Source organism: Streptococcus sp. V940 (genome assembly GCF_054353495.1).
Map to the genome: position 1 here is coordinate 35,659 of NZ_JBTHHZ010000004.1, position 14,608 is coordinate 50,266.

General features: G+C 40.5%; 13 protein-coding genes. 3 read left to right on the forward strand and 10 right to left on the reverse strand.

The genetic code is table 11. The annotated features are described in order from the left end of the window. Positions 1 to 444: 444 nt before the first annotated feature. The 6 genes from dltD to ACXYSM_RS08505 all read right to left on the reverse strand — a co-directional run bounded on the left by dltD (position 445) and on the right by ACXYSM_RS08505 (position 8,945). Positions 445 to 1,617: a D-alanyl-lipoteichoic acid biosynthesis protein DltD gene (dltD, locus tag ACXYSM_RS08480; protein ID WP_458635017.1), complete on the reverse strand. Its 1,173-nt coding sequence runs from the start codon at positions 1,615 to 1,617 to the stop codon at positions 445 to 447. A 37-nt stretch (positions 1,618 to 1,654) separates the two neighbouring features. Beyond that, a complete protein-coding gene (gene dltB, locus ACXYSM_RS08485) occupies positions 1,655 to 2,809 on the reverse strand; it encodes a D-alanyl-lipoteichoic acid biosynthesis protein DltB (RefSeq protein WP_458635018.1) in 1,155 nt (384 codons plus the stop codon). A 401-nt stretch (positions 2,810 to 3,210) separates the two neighbouring features. After that, positions 3,211 to 3,915, reverse strand: coding sequence for an MIP/aquaporin family protein (locus ACXYSM_RS08490; protein ID WP_458635019.1), 705 nt, complete (start codon positions 3,913 to 3,915; stop codon positions 3,211 to 3,213). A 69-nt stretch (positions 3,916 to 3,984) separates the two neighbouring features. After that, positions 3,985 to 5,811: a type 1 glycerol-3-phosphate oxidase gene (glpO, locus tag ACXYSM_RS08495; protein ID WP_458635020.1), complete on the reverse strand. Its 1,827-nt coding sequence runs from the start codon at positions 5,809 to 5,811 to the stop codon at positions 3,985 to 3,987. 41 nt (positions 5,812 to 5,852) lie between these two features. Further along, positions 5,853 to 7,361 carry a glycerol kinase GlpK gene (gene glpK, locus ACXYSM_RS08500; RefSeq protein ID WP_458635021.1) on the reverse strand — a complete coding sequence of 503 codons (1,509 nt, stop codon included), beginning with the start codon at positions 7,359 to 7,361 and terminating at the stop codon, positions 5,853 to 5,855. A 156-nt stretch (positions 7,362 to 7,517) separates the two neighbouring features. After that, positions 7,518 to 8,945 (reverse strand): helix-turn-helix domain-containing protein, encoded by a 1,428-nt coding sequence (locus ACXYSM_RS08505; protein WP_458635022.1) that lies wholly within the window; start codon positions 8,943 to 8,945, stop codon positions 7,518 to 7,520. Positions 8,946 to 9,109: 164 nt separating this feature from the next. Between ACXYSM_RS08505 and hslO the strand changes: the two genes are divergently transcribed. Both hslO and dusB read left to right on the forward strand, forming a co-directional pair. After that, positions 9,110 to 9,982: an Hsp33 family molecular chaperone HslO gene (gene hslO / locus ACXYSM_RS08510; RefSeq protein ID WP_414271959.1), complete on the forward strand. Its 873-nt coding sequence runs from the start codon at positions 9,110 to 9,112 to the stop codon at positions 9,980 to 9,982. Then, positions 9,969 to 10,949 carry a tRNA dihydrouridine synthase DusB gene (gene dusB / locus ACXYSM_RS08515; RefSeq protein WP_458635023.1) on the forward strand — a complete coding sequence of 327 codons (981 nt, stop codon included), beginning with the start codon at positions 9,969 to 9,971 and terminating at the stop codon, positions 10,947 to 10,949. Before hslO ends, dusB begins: the two co-directional genes overlap by 14 nt. A gap of 47 nt (positions 10,950 to 10,996) precedes the next feature. On the opposite strand, the gene ACXYSM_RS08520 is transcribed toward dusB, so the two are convergent. Both ACXYSM_RS08520 and ACXYSM_RS08525 read right to left on the reverse strand, forming a co-directional pair. Next, on the reverse strand, positions 10,997 to 11,683 hold the full coding sequence (locus tag ACXYSM_RS08520; protein WP_025169283.1) for a YoaK family protein: 687 nt from the start codon (positions 11,681 to 11,683) through the stop codon (positions 10,997 to 10,999). Positions 11,684 to 11,803: 120 nt separating this feature from the next. Next, positions 11,804 to 12,499, reverse strand: a complete 696-nt coding sequence (locus tag ACXYSM_RS08525) for a hypothetical protein (protein WP_458635024.1) — start codon at positions 12,497 to 12,499, stop codon at positions 11,804 to 11,806. A 282-nt stretch (positions 12,500 to 12,781) separates the two neighbouring features. On the opposite strand from ACXYSM_RS08525, the gene ACXYSM_RS08530 reads away from it, so the two are divergent. Further along, positions 12,782 to 13,012: a hypothetical protein gene (locus ACXYSM_RS08530; RefSeq protein ID WP_458635025.1), complete on the forward strand. Its 231-nt coding sequence runs from the start codon at positions 12,782 to 12,784 to the stop codon at positions 13,010 to 13,012. A 39-nt stretch (positions 13,013 to 13,051) separates the two neighbouring features. Here ACXYSM_RS08530 and ACXYSM_RS08535 read toward each other — a convergent pair whose 3' ends face one another. Then, positions 13,052 to 13,825 carry an NUDIX domain-containing protein gene (locus ACXYSM_RS08535; RefSeq protein ID WP_458635026.1) on the reverse strand — a complete coding sequence of 258 codons (774 nt, stop codon included), beginning with the start codon at positions 13,823 to 13,825 and terminating at the stop codon, positions 13,052 to 13,054. Between the two features lie 4 nt (positions 13,826 to 13,829). Then, a complete protein-coding gene (gene pnuC, locus ACXYSM_RS08540; RefSeq protein WP_458635027.1) occupies positions 13,830 to 14,603 on the reverse strand; it encodes a nicotinamide riboside transporter PnuC in 774 nt (257 codons plus the stop codon). Positions 14,604 to 14,608: the final 5 nt, after the last annotated feature.

Sequence of the window (14,608 nt, forward strand, 5' to 3'; positions counted from 1 at the left end):
AACCTTTCATTCTTGTAATTTTCAACTAAAATAAAATCAATTTCTTACTAACTTATTTTTCTGCTATTATACCACTTTATAAACTATTTTTTCAATTGTTTTCCGTCCATTTCCACTACATTTAAACATCATTAAATTGTTCCATATGATACCTTCTAATGATAGCTTTAATGCTTTCCAGTATAGATTATATTGGGAGCTACAACAAAGTAGGCTCTATACTACCTATAGAGGACTTCCCCACTATAAATATTATAGAGCCTTATCTTATGTCTCACTTTATCGATAGAATCCCCTTTATCTAGAGATTTTTATAATATGTAATCTTAAAATTCACTATAGATGAAATCTTGAATGTTCGAAAAATCAGTCACAAAACAGTAGATTACGATGCTTAAAATAACTGTGTAGAAAAACAAGGTCCACAATAGTAAACGATGTGTGTCAGTTAGTTTCATTTGCAAATTTGTAAAGTTCTTTTTCAACTTCCATCCATCCTTTCACCCCAACGTGCATCACGTCAAATAAAAAGTAATCTTCATACTCTTTATTTCCATAGTTTAACACCGTAGCACCGTGGTTTTTGGCAATATTTTCTATTTTTTTGTAAGTTTCTTCACGCATTTCTCGTGAAACACCTGTGTAATCATTCCATTTACCATTTACAGGAAAGATAATGACTTCAACTTCAATTCCCAATTCCTTAGCAACTGTCAAGAAGAGTTCCATATCTGAATACTCTGGTGACTCTATGTAGCTCAAGTCTTTGTTAGAATCTTTCAACGAAGCATAGCGGTCTCTCAAGTAGGTATTGTAGTAGTTATTATCCACAGCATAATCATTGTTATCTGTTTTCTTTTTAACTTCTTCTACAAACTTCTTCGTCATCTCCTCCCAATCATAATCCGGCGTTTTATCTCCTAGTGCAGGATAGTCTGATTTGGCATGATTTTCATAGAATTTTCGTTTAAGCTTAAAGGAATAAACGGCATTGTCAAGTTCCAACAGTTTTTTATCAATGATTGTCCCTTTTCCTTCTATAAAATATCTTTTATACTTTTTATAGATATCATTTTGTTGTTTGTTCCCTTTGGTAATCTCAATAATGCGATTAATCAGTTTTTCTTTCGTTTCCTTACTGATTTTCTCGTTATCTAGCATGTGAAAAATATGTTCCTGAGAGGCCTTGTTTAAGAAGGCGTCTTGATGAATCCCATCCTTTTCAAACCATTGAACAGACTCTACGATGGCTACTTTTCGCTTACTCATAGCCCCCTCAATCGAGCTCAAGGTTGTAGCTTGAATGATATTTTGAGAGTAACTGGTTCCTATCTGCATAATATTAAAATCATTGTAGTTAAAAATTTTATTGGGATGGTAATCTTCATTTATCGTCGCAACTAACTCTGAGTAACCCATTAGAACTAGTGTATTGGGAGTGATATTATTTGTTAGAATATCTCTACTTTTATACTTTTCATAAGAAGTGCTGTAGCGAATACTATTGTCCTTGACTTTATAATAGTCGTCAATCTTCTTGACATATGTCACATTTAAAAGAGCAAGAGTCGCAATTACGAGCACAAGCGATAGTAAAAATGCTTTTAACTTAATCATCTTGTTTTGTCCAATCTCCTTGTTTTAGCAGATCTCTTTATCTACTTAGAATTGCCATAATTATCTTATAAGGTTCACCTGAAAAGATAAAGAAGCCAACCATAACTAAATTCATGGTCACAAACCAACTTATTAGCTTGTACCAAGTTTTATTTTTATGTTTCTTATAAAAAGTGCTCTTCTTTTGATAAATTTCAAATCCAGACATCAAGATTCCATGGTAAAAACCATAAGAGATGTAGCTGACACTAATTCCATGCCAAAATCCCATAACCAACATATTGACCATATAGGCATAGGCTGCATTGTGTAATCTATTCTTAAACCATTTCTTTCTGATAACCTGCATCAAAACTCTTGAAAATACGAAATCTCTCAACCATGTTGACAAGGTAATATGCCATCTAGTCCAGAAATCCTTGATATCAATACTCAAGAAAGGTTTATTGAAATTCATCGGTGTCTGAATACCCAAAATATTACTGCTTCCAACAGCCATCAAACTATACCCCGCAAAGTCAAAGAACAGATAGAGAGTATACAGGTACATATATTTGATTGAGTAGACAACTGTACCAGTATTGCTTAGAGCAAGTAGTATCTGGTAAACATAGGTTGATAAAACAACCTTGTAGAGAAGGCCTAAAACGATGCGATAAATACCATCACCTGCTAACTCTAGGTAGTCTTTTCTAGGCATGACTTCATTGATCTCTTTTAGAAATCTTCTGCTACGATCGATTGGTCCAGAACTAACTGTAGGGAAAAAGAGTAGAAACTGTAGATAATCTTTTACACTGATTTTTTCTTTGATTAAACCATCCGATATTTCTAGCATGATCTGAATGGTCTTAAAGGACATGTAGGAAATCCCAATAAAAGCCAACAAATGTAGCTGGGTTATGGCAAAGACTTTATTGACCACTAAAGGTAAAATGGATAACATAACTAGAGGTTTTAACCGTTTTAAATCCATTCTTTGTGCTATGAAAACTAGTACATATTGGTAGATGATGAAAGCCAATAGATAAACAACCATGGATTTACTCTTACCATAGACGGCTCCTGCAAATAAAATTGACAGACTTAAAATATAATAATCCTTACGCTTGCCAAAATAGTTTAAAACAAAGCCAATCAGTAAAACCACAAGTAATAGAAGGAAAAACTCATTCCCCTCAAAATAATTCATACCAGATGGACTCCTTTTCTCTTTTTCTCATCTCCTGATTTGTCATTTTAGGATTACTCCCTATCATATTATCAAGGATAATTAACTTTATTCATTATATCATAATTTAAAAACTATATACTTCTATTATCCAATTTCCTAAAATAAAAAAACAAATGACTCTTACTACTAAACCCCAATAACGAGACAAAACTATTTACACAACAAATATAATTCAAGACCTAAAAGATTGATGAATGAACTAGTGAAGTACTCTGTTTTTTAGCTGAAATAATAATTAACACCAGTATATAAACTTAAAAAAATCAAAACGACCAAAATGAAGTGAGGCAGCGCTCCTTATTTTGGTCGTTTTTGGTAAGTTATGTTTATTGAGATATAAATATTTGGGTTTTATTATCTTAGAAAAGTGAAAATACGAGAACTGCTAGGGCTGCACCGATAACAGGTCCTACAACAGGAATCCAAGCATAAGACCAGTCCCCATCTCCCTTGTTTGGAATTGGAAGAAGGCTATGCATAATGCGAGGACCGAGGTCACGAGCTGGGTTCAAGGCATAACCAGTTGTCCCACCTAGTGAAAGACCGATACCGACAATCAAGGTTCCCACTGCAAAGGTTCCTAGCCCTGCTTGAAGGTCATAGAGACCCAAAGCAAAGATTGTCAATACCAAGACAAAAGTCCCAAGGATTTCACTAATCAAGTTTGACACAGTATCTTTGATAGCTGGTCCAGTGCTGAAAGTTGCTAGAATATTTCCTGCATTTTCTTCTGCTTCATAGTGCGGTTTGAATTGCAACCAAACTAAAATTTGAGCAAGCATAGCTCCAGCGAACTGAGCTAGGATATATGGGAATACTGAAGCCCAAGGCAAGTCACCTTTTAAGGCTACACCAAGCGTCACAGCTGGGTTTAAGTGTGCAGGACTAAGTTTGCCAGACACAAAGACGGCAACCGCAACGGCGATCCCCCATCCCATCGTGATGACGATCCACCCTGAATTGTTACTCTTGGTTTTGGGAAGAACCACACCTGCTACAACACCATTTCCTAGGAGGATAAGGATTAAAGTCCCCAAAAATTCTCCAAATAATTCTTTCATCATATCGTTGTCTCCATTTTAAAGAAGGAGAGGGAAGGCAAGGAAGGCTTGTTCCCTCTCTTCTAGTTTTTCTTAATTTTTCAATGCCGCTAGATCGTTGTTAGCAAGGGCTGCTTCAACATCCGCACGGTAGGCTGCCTTTTCTTCTTCTGACCAATCATAGAATCGTCCCATTTCATCCATAACTGGCTCCACAATGCTATCCAAACTATCACGCATAAAGAGCATGTGGTTGGTACGGCGAAGGAGGAAGTCAACTGGGCTCAGAGCCAACTCATTGCGCATTGCATAGTGAAGGGACAAGGTATCTGCCAAGCTGAGTCCTGGCGCTTGTTCCAAGCTGTGAGCAAGGGCAAAGACTTTCGGTGCATTTGAACCGTAGAGATTTGCTAGGTAATGAGCTTCCTTGCTATCCAAGCCACGTGACACTCCAAGTTGAGCAAAGGCTTCAATTTCTGAGTCCACATTTGCTGGGTTCAATTCTCCACCTGAAACAGGATAAGTCTTCGAGTTGATGAGTTTAAAGCTGCGGTCAAATTCTGCTTTGAGAATGTCAACCACGCGCTCCATAGCCCCTTCAGCCATCTTACGGTAGTCTGTGATTTTACCACCAGCAAGGGTCAACAGGCCATTGTCATCACGGTCCAAGCTCGAACCACGTGAAACTGCAGATGGGTCCAAATGTTTCTCAGATGTGCTACTTTCAAGCTTGCTGACAGCAGACTCAACATCTTCACGCGATTTTTCTTTCGATAAATAAGCCTCGACAGTCGCAATCAAGCTATTGAAGCTTTCATCGCTAATGGTTCCGTTATTTCCACCATTGTAGTCAGAAGCGCTATTGCCTGCGATCAATGGACGAAGACCAGCCCAGCTGCTTTCAATATCAGCAACGGTAATGTTTGCTTCTGGGAAGCGGTTGTTGACAATGCCAAGTAGATAATCTACATCTTCCTGCGCCACTTTTGGATGTTCCAAATCACCTGTGTAGTCTGTATCGGTTGTACCAAAGTAAGTCTTGTTTTCACGTGGGAGAACAAAGACCATACGGCCATCTCCCAAACCTGTGTCAAAGTAAACTGGCTGTGAAACCTTGATCTTACTTGAATCCACTACCAAGTGAACTCCCTTGGTTGGACGCATTTGTGAGAATTGCGTTCCCTTATTAGACAGATTGCGTACCTTGTCGCTCCAAGGACCTGTCGTGTTGATAACCAGACGAGCCTTGATCTCAAAGACTTGGTCTGTCAACAAATCACGGGCTACAACACCTGTAATCTTGCCGCTTTCGTCAAAGAGGAAACCTTCTGCCTTAACGTGGTTGGCAATAAGGGCACCATCTTGGTTGGCACGTTTGATGTTTTCGATCACGAGACGGGCATCGTTGTTACGGAAGTCAAGATAAACTCCACCTCCTACCAAACCTTCTTTCTTCAAGTTTGGCTGGCGTTCCAAGACTTCTTCTTTGCTCAAAACCTTGTTTGCAGCAGGCGTATTGTTAACCCCTGCCAATAGGTCGTACAAGTCCATGGCTACTTTGAGACGGAAAAGGCTAAATGTTGCTCCATCCTCGTCGTAAACTGGCAAGAGCATTGGATCTGGTTTTGGAATATGTGGAGCGACTTGTTGAACCACCGCACGCTCAGAAACTGTATCTGATACCACTTCCACGTCGAATTGTTTGAGATAACGCAGACCTCCGTGGACCAATTTTGTTGAACGGCTAGATGTTCCTTCTGCGAAGTCCTGCATTTCAATCAAACCAGTGTCAAGACCACTGGCTGCCGCCTGCAAAGCTACACCAGCTCCTGTAATCCCTCCACCAATAATCAAGAGATCCAAGGTCCGTTCCTGCATTTTTTTAATTGATAATTCACGTGTTTTCTTTGAAAATTCCATATTTACACACTTTCTAACTGAGTCGCTTTATTCTTTCAGTATTAGTCGTCGATTTCCGCAAAGACTTGAGTTGCTTTCACAGCCTTCTTCCAGCCCTTATAGAGTTGTTCCTTACGAGATTCGTTCATGGATGGCTCAAAGAGTTCTCCTGTCTCGTTCAAGAGTTTCAACTCATCCAAGTCCTTCCAGTAGCCCACTGACAATCCTGCCAGGAAGGCTGCCCCTAGGGCAGTTGTTTCCAAGTTTTTAGCGCGTGCGATATCAATTCCTAAGATGTCAGCTTGGAACTGCATGAGGAAGTTGTTCATGGCTGCACCACCATCTACCTTCAAGACTTGGATCGCTGTCTGCGCATCCACTTGCATGGTGTCAATGATGTCACGTACTTGATAAGCGATAGATTGCAAAGTCGCCTTGATAAAGTCTTCTTTAGTTGTTCCACGAGTTAAGCCAAAGACAGATCCTCGAGCGTTTTGGTTCCAGTATGGTGCCCCTAGACCTGTAAAGGCAGGTACGACATAGACTTCGTCATTGTTGTGAGAATTGAGAGCATATTTTTCAGACTCTGGTGAGTTTTCCACCATGCGAAGACCGTCACGAAGCCATTGAATAGCACTTCCTGCGATGAAAATAGAACCTTCCAAAGCATAGTAAACCTTGCCGTTAATACCATAGCCAATCGTTGTCAAGAGGTTGTTTTCAGACAACTGCATCTCTTCACCAGTGTTCATGATGATGAAGGAACCAGTTCCGTAGGTATTTTTAACCATACCAGGATCAAAAGCCAACTGACCAAAGAGGGCTGCTTGTTGGTCACCTGCCATACCAGAGATTGGCACTTCTCCACCGTAGAAATGGAATGGAGCTGTCTTGCCATAGATTTCAGAGTTAGAACGAACTTCTGGAAGCATAACCTTAGGAATGTTAAGGATTTCCAAAATCTCATCATCCCATTTAAGATCCTTGATGTTATAGAGCATGGTACGAGCTGCGTTTGAGTAGTCGGTCACGTGAGCTGCGCCGTCAGTCAATTTCCAAACCAGCCAAGTATCAATGGTACCAAAGAGCAATTCCCCCTTTTCTGCTCGCTCTTGAGCACCTTCTACATGGTCCAAAATCCAACGAACCTTAGTCGCTGAGAAGTAAGCATCGATGATCAAACCAGTCTTCTCATGGAATTTTTCCACATAACCTTGGCTTTTTAGTTGTTCAGCCAGAGGAGCAGTTTGGCGTGATTGCCAAACGATAGCATTGTAGATAGGGAGCCCTGTTTTCTTATCCCAGACGACAGTTGTTTCACGCTGGTTGGTAATCCCGATTGCCTCGATTTGACTTGGTTTCACACCACTTTCGATGAAAGCACCCGCAATAACTGACTGAACAGAGTTCCAAATTTCATTGGCATTGTGCTCTACCCAACCTGCTTGAGGGAAAATCTGAGTGAACTCTTTTTGACTAGAGCTGACCTTTTCTCCTTTTTTGTTAAAAATGATGGCGCGAGAACTAGTAGTTCCTTGGTCAATAGCCATGATGTATTTTTCTTGTGACATGTGCTGTCCTCCTGATAAAATCTTGAGGGGGTTCCTCTTTACAGTAACTAGTATACAAAATAAAGCGCTTTCCTGTTTATCAATTTTTTTAAAATTTTAAAAAAAAGTGAGGAGATTGTGCGAATTTCACAAAAAAGACCTGAAAATTCAGGTCTTTTAGGCAAAGAGCATCTGACGGATTGTAGCTAAATCTTCGATGTCCAAATCATTTTTCAAATAGTAGATAGATGCTTGTTCTTTCTTATGGATAGGGTTATTTGTAACCAGCAAGTCATAATGACGAGTACGGTCATAGGCTTCGATGGTAATGAAGCGATTGTACTCCAAATATCGTTTTAAAAGGGCTGACATTCTCGAAAAAACAAGGAAGCCTGCTGTTAGATCTAGCCCTATTCTCAGATGCTTGCCTATATTTTCTGCCATATACTCCATCAACTGAAGCCATTCCCAAAGGATTTTTTTATCCAGATCCGTCCCCTGATGAAAGGCTGGCAAGGAGGAGAAAATTTTCTGAGCAATATCTCGAAAGTCATGCTCCATCAGCAAATAAGGGTGGCGATGCTCTATCTGATACTTGTATCGATCTTGCAAGATATAGCCCTTGTAGAGATAAACTTGACCACAGAGCTGGCTGAGTTCATAGGTGACATGGTCCTCTGTGTAGTCCCCCAGCAACTCCTCCTTCTTCATTTCCTGGATCATTTGTGTCAGCAAATCGGCTAATTGCCCTCCAAAACCAAGAATATACTCCATAGTATGAAGGGGCAAAATGCGATGAGACAAGAGGAAAGAGAAGAAAATCATCATCTCCCCATCCTCAGTTCCTAGAGGAATGTGCTGCCCACCAAAAAAAGAAGAAGCCTTGCCAAGTAAACGAAGGTAGAAAATATTGTCAAAATACCCCTGCATTTTTTCTTCTATAACCTGAAATTGACAGGCGTTAACCCGAAGGCGCTGTTGACTGATATGAGTCCAGAGAACCAAGTCTAATTTCTGACCCGAAGACAAGCTGGCACCGCAGATTTCTTCTAAGCTAGCAATATCTTGCTTTCTCTCAGCTTTCTGCATATGACTTTCCCACTCCTGACTGGACCAGACCTTGCGGAAAAGGCAGAAATAAAAGTAACGAATCTGATGCTCTGGACCTCGCCAACGACCATTTTGGATGGATAAGTCAAACTCTGACAAAATATGATTCAAGCTAGACAAATGGCGACCAAGCGTGGCCTCGCTAATCATTAATTCTTGAGCCAATTGATGGGCTAGGAACTGTTGGTGATAGAGAAGGTAAACCAAAATTTGGTACTTAATGGCATTGTCTAGAAATAAGCTCCGAATCTCTCTCCCCTTTGTGGCAGTACCGACAGACAGACGCAGGCTTTCATCATCCAAGTGGATGGTCAGCTCTAACCCTCTTTCTAAAGCATTTTCGTTAATTAGAGAGATATACTTGGTTAAGGTCGCCTTTGAAAAACCTGTTTCTTCCATGGCTTCCTTGACTGTTGTCTGCGAATCTTGTAATAAAAAGGAAAGGACTAAAAATTGACCAGATTCGGCTTTTTCCATCAAATCACCTAAATACATTTGTTACCCCTTTCATTTTCTCCTACAAGCATAGCATAAATCTTTCAAATGCTGAAATAATCTGTTTCTCATTTTATTTTAAAGCTGATTTCCTCGTCATTATTCCTCAGAAACAGCAAACACACCACTCCCTCTTTGGGCATTTTTATGCTAAAATAGTAGCTATGGATAAAATTATTAAAACTATATCAGAAAGCGGGGCTTTTCGTGCTTTTGTCCTTGACAGCACAGAAACAGTCCGAACTGCTCAAGAAAAACATCAAACCCAAGCTAGTTCAACCGTAGCGCTTGGCCGTACCCTTATCGCCAGCCAAATTCTCGCTGCCAACGAAAAAGGAAATACCAAGCTAACCGTCAAGGTTCTTGGAACGAGCTCCCTCGGTGCCATTATCACAGTTGCAGATACCAAGGGTAACGTCAAAGGCTACGTTCAAAACCCTGGAGTTGACATTAAAAAGACTGCAACAGGAGAAGTCCTCGTTGGACCTTTTGTCGGAAACGGTCAATTTCTAGTGATTACAGACTATGGCACTGGAAATCCCTATAATTCCATGACGCCTCTTATCTCTGGAGAAATCGGTGAAGACCTAGCTTTCTATCTTACAGAAAGTCAACAAACACCTTCAGCAGTTGGCCTCAATGTTCTTTTAGACAAAGACGACAAGGTCGAAGTTGCAGGTGGTTTCTTGCTCCAAGTTTTACCAGGAGCAAAGGAAGAAGAAATTGCTCGTTTTGAAAAACGAATCCAAGAGATGCCAGCCATTTCAACTCTTCTAGAAAGCAACGACCATATCGAAGCCCTCCTCAAGGCAATCTATGGTGACGAGCCCTACAAACGTCTGTCCGAAGAAGAAATTCGTTTCCAATGCGACTGCAGCAAAGAACGCTTTATGGATGCTCTCGCTAGCCTCCCAAGCTCAGATTTACAGGAAATGAAGGATGAAGACCATGGGGCAGAAATCACTTGTCAATTCTGCCAAACAACTTATAACTTTGATGAAAACGACCTGGAGGAACTCATTCGTGACAAATCTTAATACACCTTTTATGATTGGGAACGTCGAGATCCCAAACCGGACGGTCCTCGCACCCATGGCAGGTGTGACCAACTCAGCCTTTCGTACTATCGCAAAAGAACTTGGCGCAGGGCTCGTTGTTATGGAAATGGTCTCTGATAAGGGTATCCAATACAACAACGAAAAAACCTTACACATGCTTCATATCGACGAGGGCGAAAACCCTGTTTCCATCCAACTTTTTGGTAGTGATGAAGATAGCCTAGCTCGCGCAGCAGAATTCATCCAAGAAAATACCAAGACCGATATCGTCGATATCAACATGGGCTGTCCAGTTAACAAAATCGTGAAAAACGAAGCTGGGGCTATGTGGCTCAAGGACCCTGATAAAATATACTCTATCATCAACAAGGTCCAATCTGTCCTTGATATCCCCCTCACTGTCAAAATGCGTACGGGCTGGTCTGACCCATCCCTAGCAGTTGAGAATGCCTTAGCTGCCGAAGCTGCAGGTGTCTCTGCCCTCGCTATGCACGGCCGTACACGCGAACAGATGTACACTGGTCATGCGGACCTAGAGACCCTTCATAAGGTTGCACAAGCTCTGACCAAGATTCCATTCATCGCTAACGGAGACATCCGTACGGTTCAAGAAGCTAAACAACGCATCGAGGATGTCGGTGCTGACGCCGTTATGATTGGGCGCGCAGCTATGGGAAATCCTTACCTCTTTAATCAAATCAATCATTACTTTGAAACTGGAGAAATCCTGCCTGATTTGACTTTCGAAGACAAGATGAAGATTGCTTATGAGCACTTGAAGCGCTTGATCAATCTCAAGGGTGAGCACATTGCCGTTCGTGAATTCCGTGGGCTGGCTCCTCACTACCTTCGAGGCACATCTGGTGCTGCTAAACTCCGTGGAGCCATTTCACAAGCCAGCACTCTGGCAGAGATTGAAGCACTCTTACAATTAGATAAAGCATAATCTTCTATCTCACAAAAAAGGCAAAGCTCAAAAAGAGCCTTGCCTTTTTATATATTTTCATCTTGCAAATCTAGTTGCTTCACTCTAGCTATATAGTAGGACATAATCAAAAATAAATTGAAGCTGACAATCCAAATAGACCATTCATGGAAAAAATGCATCGATACAGCCAAACTAATTGCCCCCACTACAAAACTCCCTACAACAATCCCATAGTTTAAGGCTTGACGACGATATTCTTGGATGTTTCCTTCTCCCCTAGTTATGCGATACAAAGCGGTCAACATCTTTCGGTAATTTCCAGAAGTCATAAAAATGACATAAGGATGATCTTCAATCAAACTACCCGTAAATGTTAGCATCATCATACCTGTTCCAAAAGCAATAAAAGGAACTTCTAGTAAGGGAAATCTCGAAAAGAAGGGCAGAAGAAGAGTTCCAATAAATAAGGGAAGCAGCATCTTAACCCGCCAATAGGCTGTTTTACGATATTCCTTCACGTGTAAGGAAAAAACAAATCCTAGGGAAAAGAAAATAATGGAGCAGAATCGCAACATGGTATTGATAACATGTGAATCGTGCCAATCTGATATCAGTAGGAGAATATTCCCTGTCTGTGTAGCTACCAAACTATGGTATTGAATGTGACAGAACACATCCAAAGAACCTCCTATAAAGCCAAGAAACACTCCCATGAGTCGTGTATTTTGAGGTAAAATTAATTTATCCGCCATTGCTTTGTCACTCATTCCCTTTCGATGCATTTATTATACCACTTCTCTTTGAGAAATTAAGTGAAAAACAGTCAGACTACTCTTTGTAGAACTAAGTCTAGACAAGACTTGAGGGTCTTTCTATGGTTGAATCAAGACAACACTAGAAACTGTTCCATCTGCTCCTGTTGTAATTTGGATGATTTTTCCACCACCAATTTTGGCATTATATTTACCATCATCAAGAGTATAGGCATAGCCTTGGATAGAGTAGTTTTCTTTCTTACCATCAGCAGATTCTACTGTAAATTGACCTCCTGATGAGACAGTGATAGTCTCGCCATTGGCACCCTTCCAGCTTCCTGCTGCTGCTGAAAAATCACCATCGACCATTGTTAAAACGCCTTTGTAACGTTTATTATGCTCAGCCTGCTGATCTTGTAATTTGCGGTCAGTCGTTGGGTCATACGTTGACTGACTCGCTTGATTGGATTGACTTTGTGAAGTCTGTTGACTAGCTGAAGATTGGGCTGGGGTTTCCTGTTGCTGAGGAGCTTGTGGAGTTTGCGCTGCTTGATTGGGCTCTTGTCCTTGAGTTGTTGGATTTGATGCTTGTTCAGAGGAAGCTTTGGGTTTTTCTGAAGTCGTAGTGCTTGTTGAAGCTTGAGTTTTACTTTCTTTGTTAGAAGAGTTTGTCTTTGAACTTGATGTAGTTTGTGTTGTTTTAGTTGCATTGTCATTTTTAGCTTCTTCTTTTTTATTTCCGCATGCTCCTAAAAGTAAAGTTGAAGCTAGTACAGCAACTGCAACTAATCGAATGGAATGGTTTGTTTTCATGATAGGCCTCCTGTGTAATCTTTTTGAAATGTTTTGAAATACTTCTGTAATATTATTGTAATATTTGTTTTTGATTCTGTCAACTATTTATCTAAAATTTTTTAGAATTATTTTTGAGTACATTTGTTTTCTTATTCCTCCTATATCTTTTATTCGTAAAAGATTTTAAAAAGCAGGAAAATTTTTCCTACTGAAATCCTCTATTTTTAAAGTGACATCGCTTGCATTTTTTTCTTGAAGTGCTATAATAAAATTGAAATAGGATATTGGAGGTGTAGGCCTATGTTAAGAAACTATTACAAGTATCTTCCTTGGGTGATTTTAGCTGCTTTCGTTTCTTATGGGAGTGCGACTCATTACGCTCAAACAACATTTGATTTGTTCTACCTAACTGCCATTTTCATGATTGTCTACGTGGCATTGTTGTACTTACACGAAACCTATTTAAAATATAAATACAAAGAGTTATTCATTCGATTCATGAGCAATTCTAATAAAGATAAACATCCTTAAATAATAAGAAGAGGTCGGAAAAAATTCCGACCTCGCTTTTCATTTCAATCGATAGGTTTTTCTTGGTTTCTTTTTAGGAACTCGTTTAAGCCCAACTTCTTCTACATACTCACCGTATTTTACGAGAAAGTTATTGCTGACGATTGGTCGGCCTGGATTGATGAGATTGACCAGTTCGGTCCCTTCATAGACAGTGAACTCCTCCTCTAGCAGATAGAGGAAGGTCGGATTCCAGTCAAGACGTCCTTGAATTCGTTTAATAGACTCTTGGATAATGGCATAATGGTCAAAGGCGAAGGCATGCTCCTCCAACTCTAGTCCCTCAAGGAAGCACTTGCCCGTCTGAAAATCAACATCGACAAAAACCACATCCTTAGCATCATCTCCAGCTTGAACGAGATCGAGTGCTCGGCTAGGCAGATACACCAAGTGGGCAATGGTCACCGTCCACCCCCGCGGATCACGGCCTGGTGTAGACACTGTCATTAACTGCTCTATTTTTTCCAAAGGAAGGTCGAGGTTAACCTCCTCCCTCACTTCACGCTGACAAGCATGCCTTGCATCTTCACTCTTATCCATAAAACCACCTACCAAAGCCAAACAGTTTTGATAAGGATGGGCCTTACGACGGATTAGTAAGAGTTTGATTTTTCCTTCCACAAAGCAATAAGCTACCATGTCCACCGTCACACTCGGTTTTTCATACTGAGGGAGATCCTGTTTACAGTACCAGTCTAAAAACTCCTTCTCAGTCGCATGAATTTCAAAATATTCTCTTTCTGTCATTCCAGCTGGGAGTATCGTTTCAGTCATCTTATCACTCCTTGACAGCCTTAGTCCATTGGTACCAACCGACTAAACTATTGAGGGTGTAGACCCAGTACATCCCTTGGATATGGATGTTTTCACCCCACCAGAGGTAGATACTAAAGAGATTGGTTGCAATCCAGAAAATCCATTGCTCACGGTAAAGACGTGTCATCAAGAGCTGACCAACACCATTGGTCGCATCCGTTACACTATCACGGAATGGACGAGCACTATGGATACTTTGGTAAGCCAAACCCATGCCAATCCAGATGAGAGCTGTCAAGGCCAAGTACTTGAGCCAATCAACCAGACCAAGTTTCTTAGCTTCAAAGTGAGACTCCTCTGGTTTTCCTTGTTCATTGATCCGATTAGACAACCAAGCATAGAGACCAATAGGCTGCATGACAAAGAAATAAACTGTTGTCAAAACTTCGCCGTAGAAAGTAGCATTCATAGATAAGACCAAGTAGATTGCAGAGTTAATAGCTCCAAAAAGATAGTTACTAGCTCGACCTTCAGCTACCAAAATAACGCAGACAATTCCTGTCCAAGAGGCCAAGAGGCCAATCCAGTCATGACTTTCCGTGTTTTGTGTAAACTCCAGAATAAGAGGAACACTTGATAAAACAATCAAATAGAGCCACTGGAAAAGACTGCGTCCCACAAAGAGGTCATTCCAAAGTAAACGCATAACTCCTGCAAAACCAATTTTACGAGCTTCCGCGTGAACATTTTTAAAGTTTTCGATAAATTGTGTGATTTTTTCTACTATTTTTTTCATTTTTT

Excerpts from the sequence above, each read along its gene's own strand:
- dltD (WP_458635017.1), bottom strand. The coding sequence starts at position 1,617 with ATGATTAAGTTAAAAGCATTTTTACTATCGCTTGTGCTCGTAATTGCG.
- dltB (WP_458635018.1), bottom strand. The coding sequence starts at position 2,809 with ATGAATTATTTTGAGGGGAATGAGTTTTTCCTTCTATTACTTGTGGTT.
- ACXYSM_RS08490 (WP_458635019.1), bottom strand. The coding sequence starts at position 3,915 with ATGATGAAAGAATTATTTGGAGAATTTTTGGGGACTTTAATCCTTATC.
- glpO (WP_458635020.1), bottom strand. The coding sequence starts at position 5,811 with ATGGAATTTTCAAAGAAAACACGTGAATTATCAATTAAAAAAATGCAG.
- glpK (WP_458635021.1), bottom strand. The coding sequence starts at position 7,361 with ATGTCACAAGAAAAATACATCATGGCTATTGACCAAGGAACTACTAGT.
- ACXYSM_RS08505 (WP_458635022.1), bottom strand. The coding sequence starts at position 8,945 with ATGTATTTAGGTGATTTGATGGAAAAAGCCGAATCTGGTCAATTTTTA.
- hslO (WP_414271959.1), top strand. The coding sequence starts at position 9,110 with ATGGATAAAATTATTAAAACTATATCAGAAAGCGGGGCTTTTCGTGCT.
- ACXYSM_RS08520 (WP_025169283.1), bottom strand. The coding sequence starts at position 11,683 with ATGGCGGATAAATTAATTTTACCTCAAAATACACGACTCATGGGAGTG.
- ACXYSM_RS08525 (WP_458635024.1), bottom strand. The coding sequence starts at position 12,499 with ATGAAAACAAACCATTCCATTCGATTAGTTGCAGTTGCTGTACTAGCT.
- ACXYSM_RS08530 (WP_458635025.1), top strand. The coding sequence starts at position 12,782 with ATGTTAAGAAACTATTACAAGTATCTTCCTTGGGTGATTTTAGCTGCT.
- ACXYSM_RS08535 (WP_458635026.1), bottom strand. The coding sequence starts at position 13,825 with ATGACTGAAACGATACTCCCAGCTGGAATGACAGAAAGAGAATATTTT.
- pnuC (WP_458635027.1), bottom strand. The coding sequence starts at position 14,603 with ATGAAAAAAATAGTAGAAAAAATCACACAATTTATCGAAAACTTTAAA.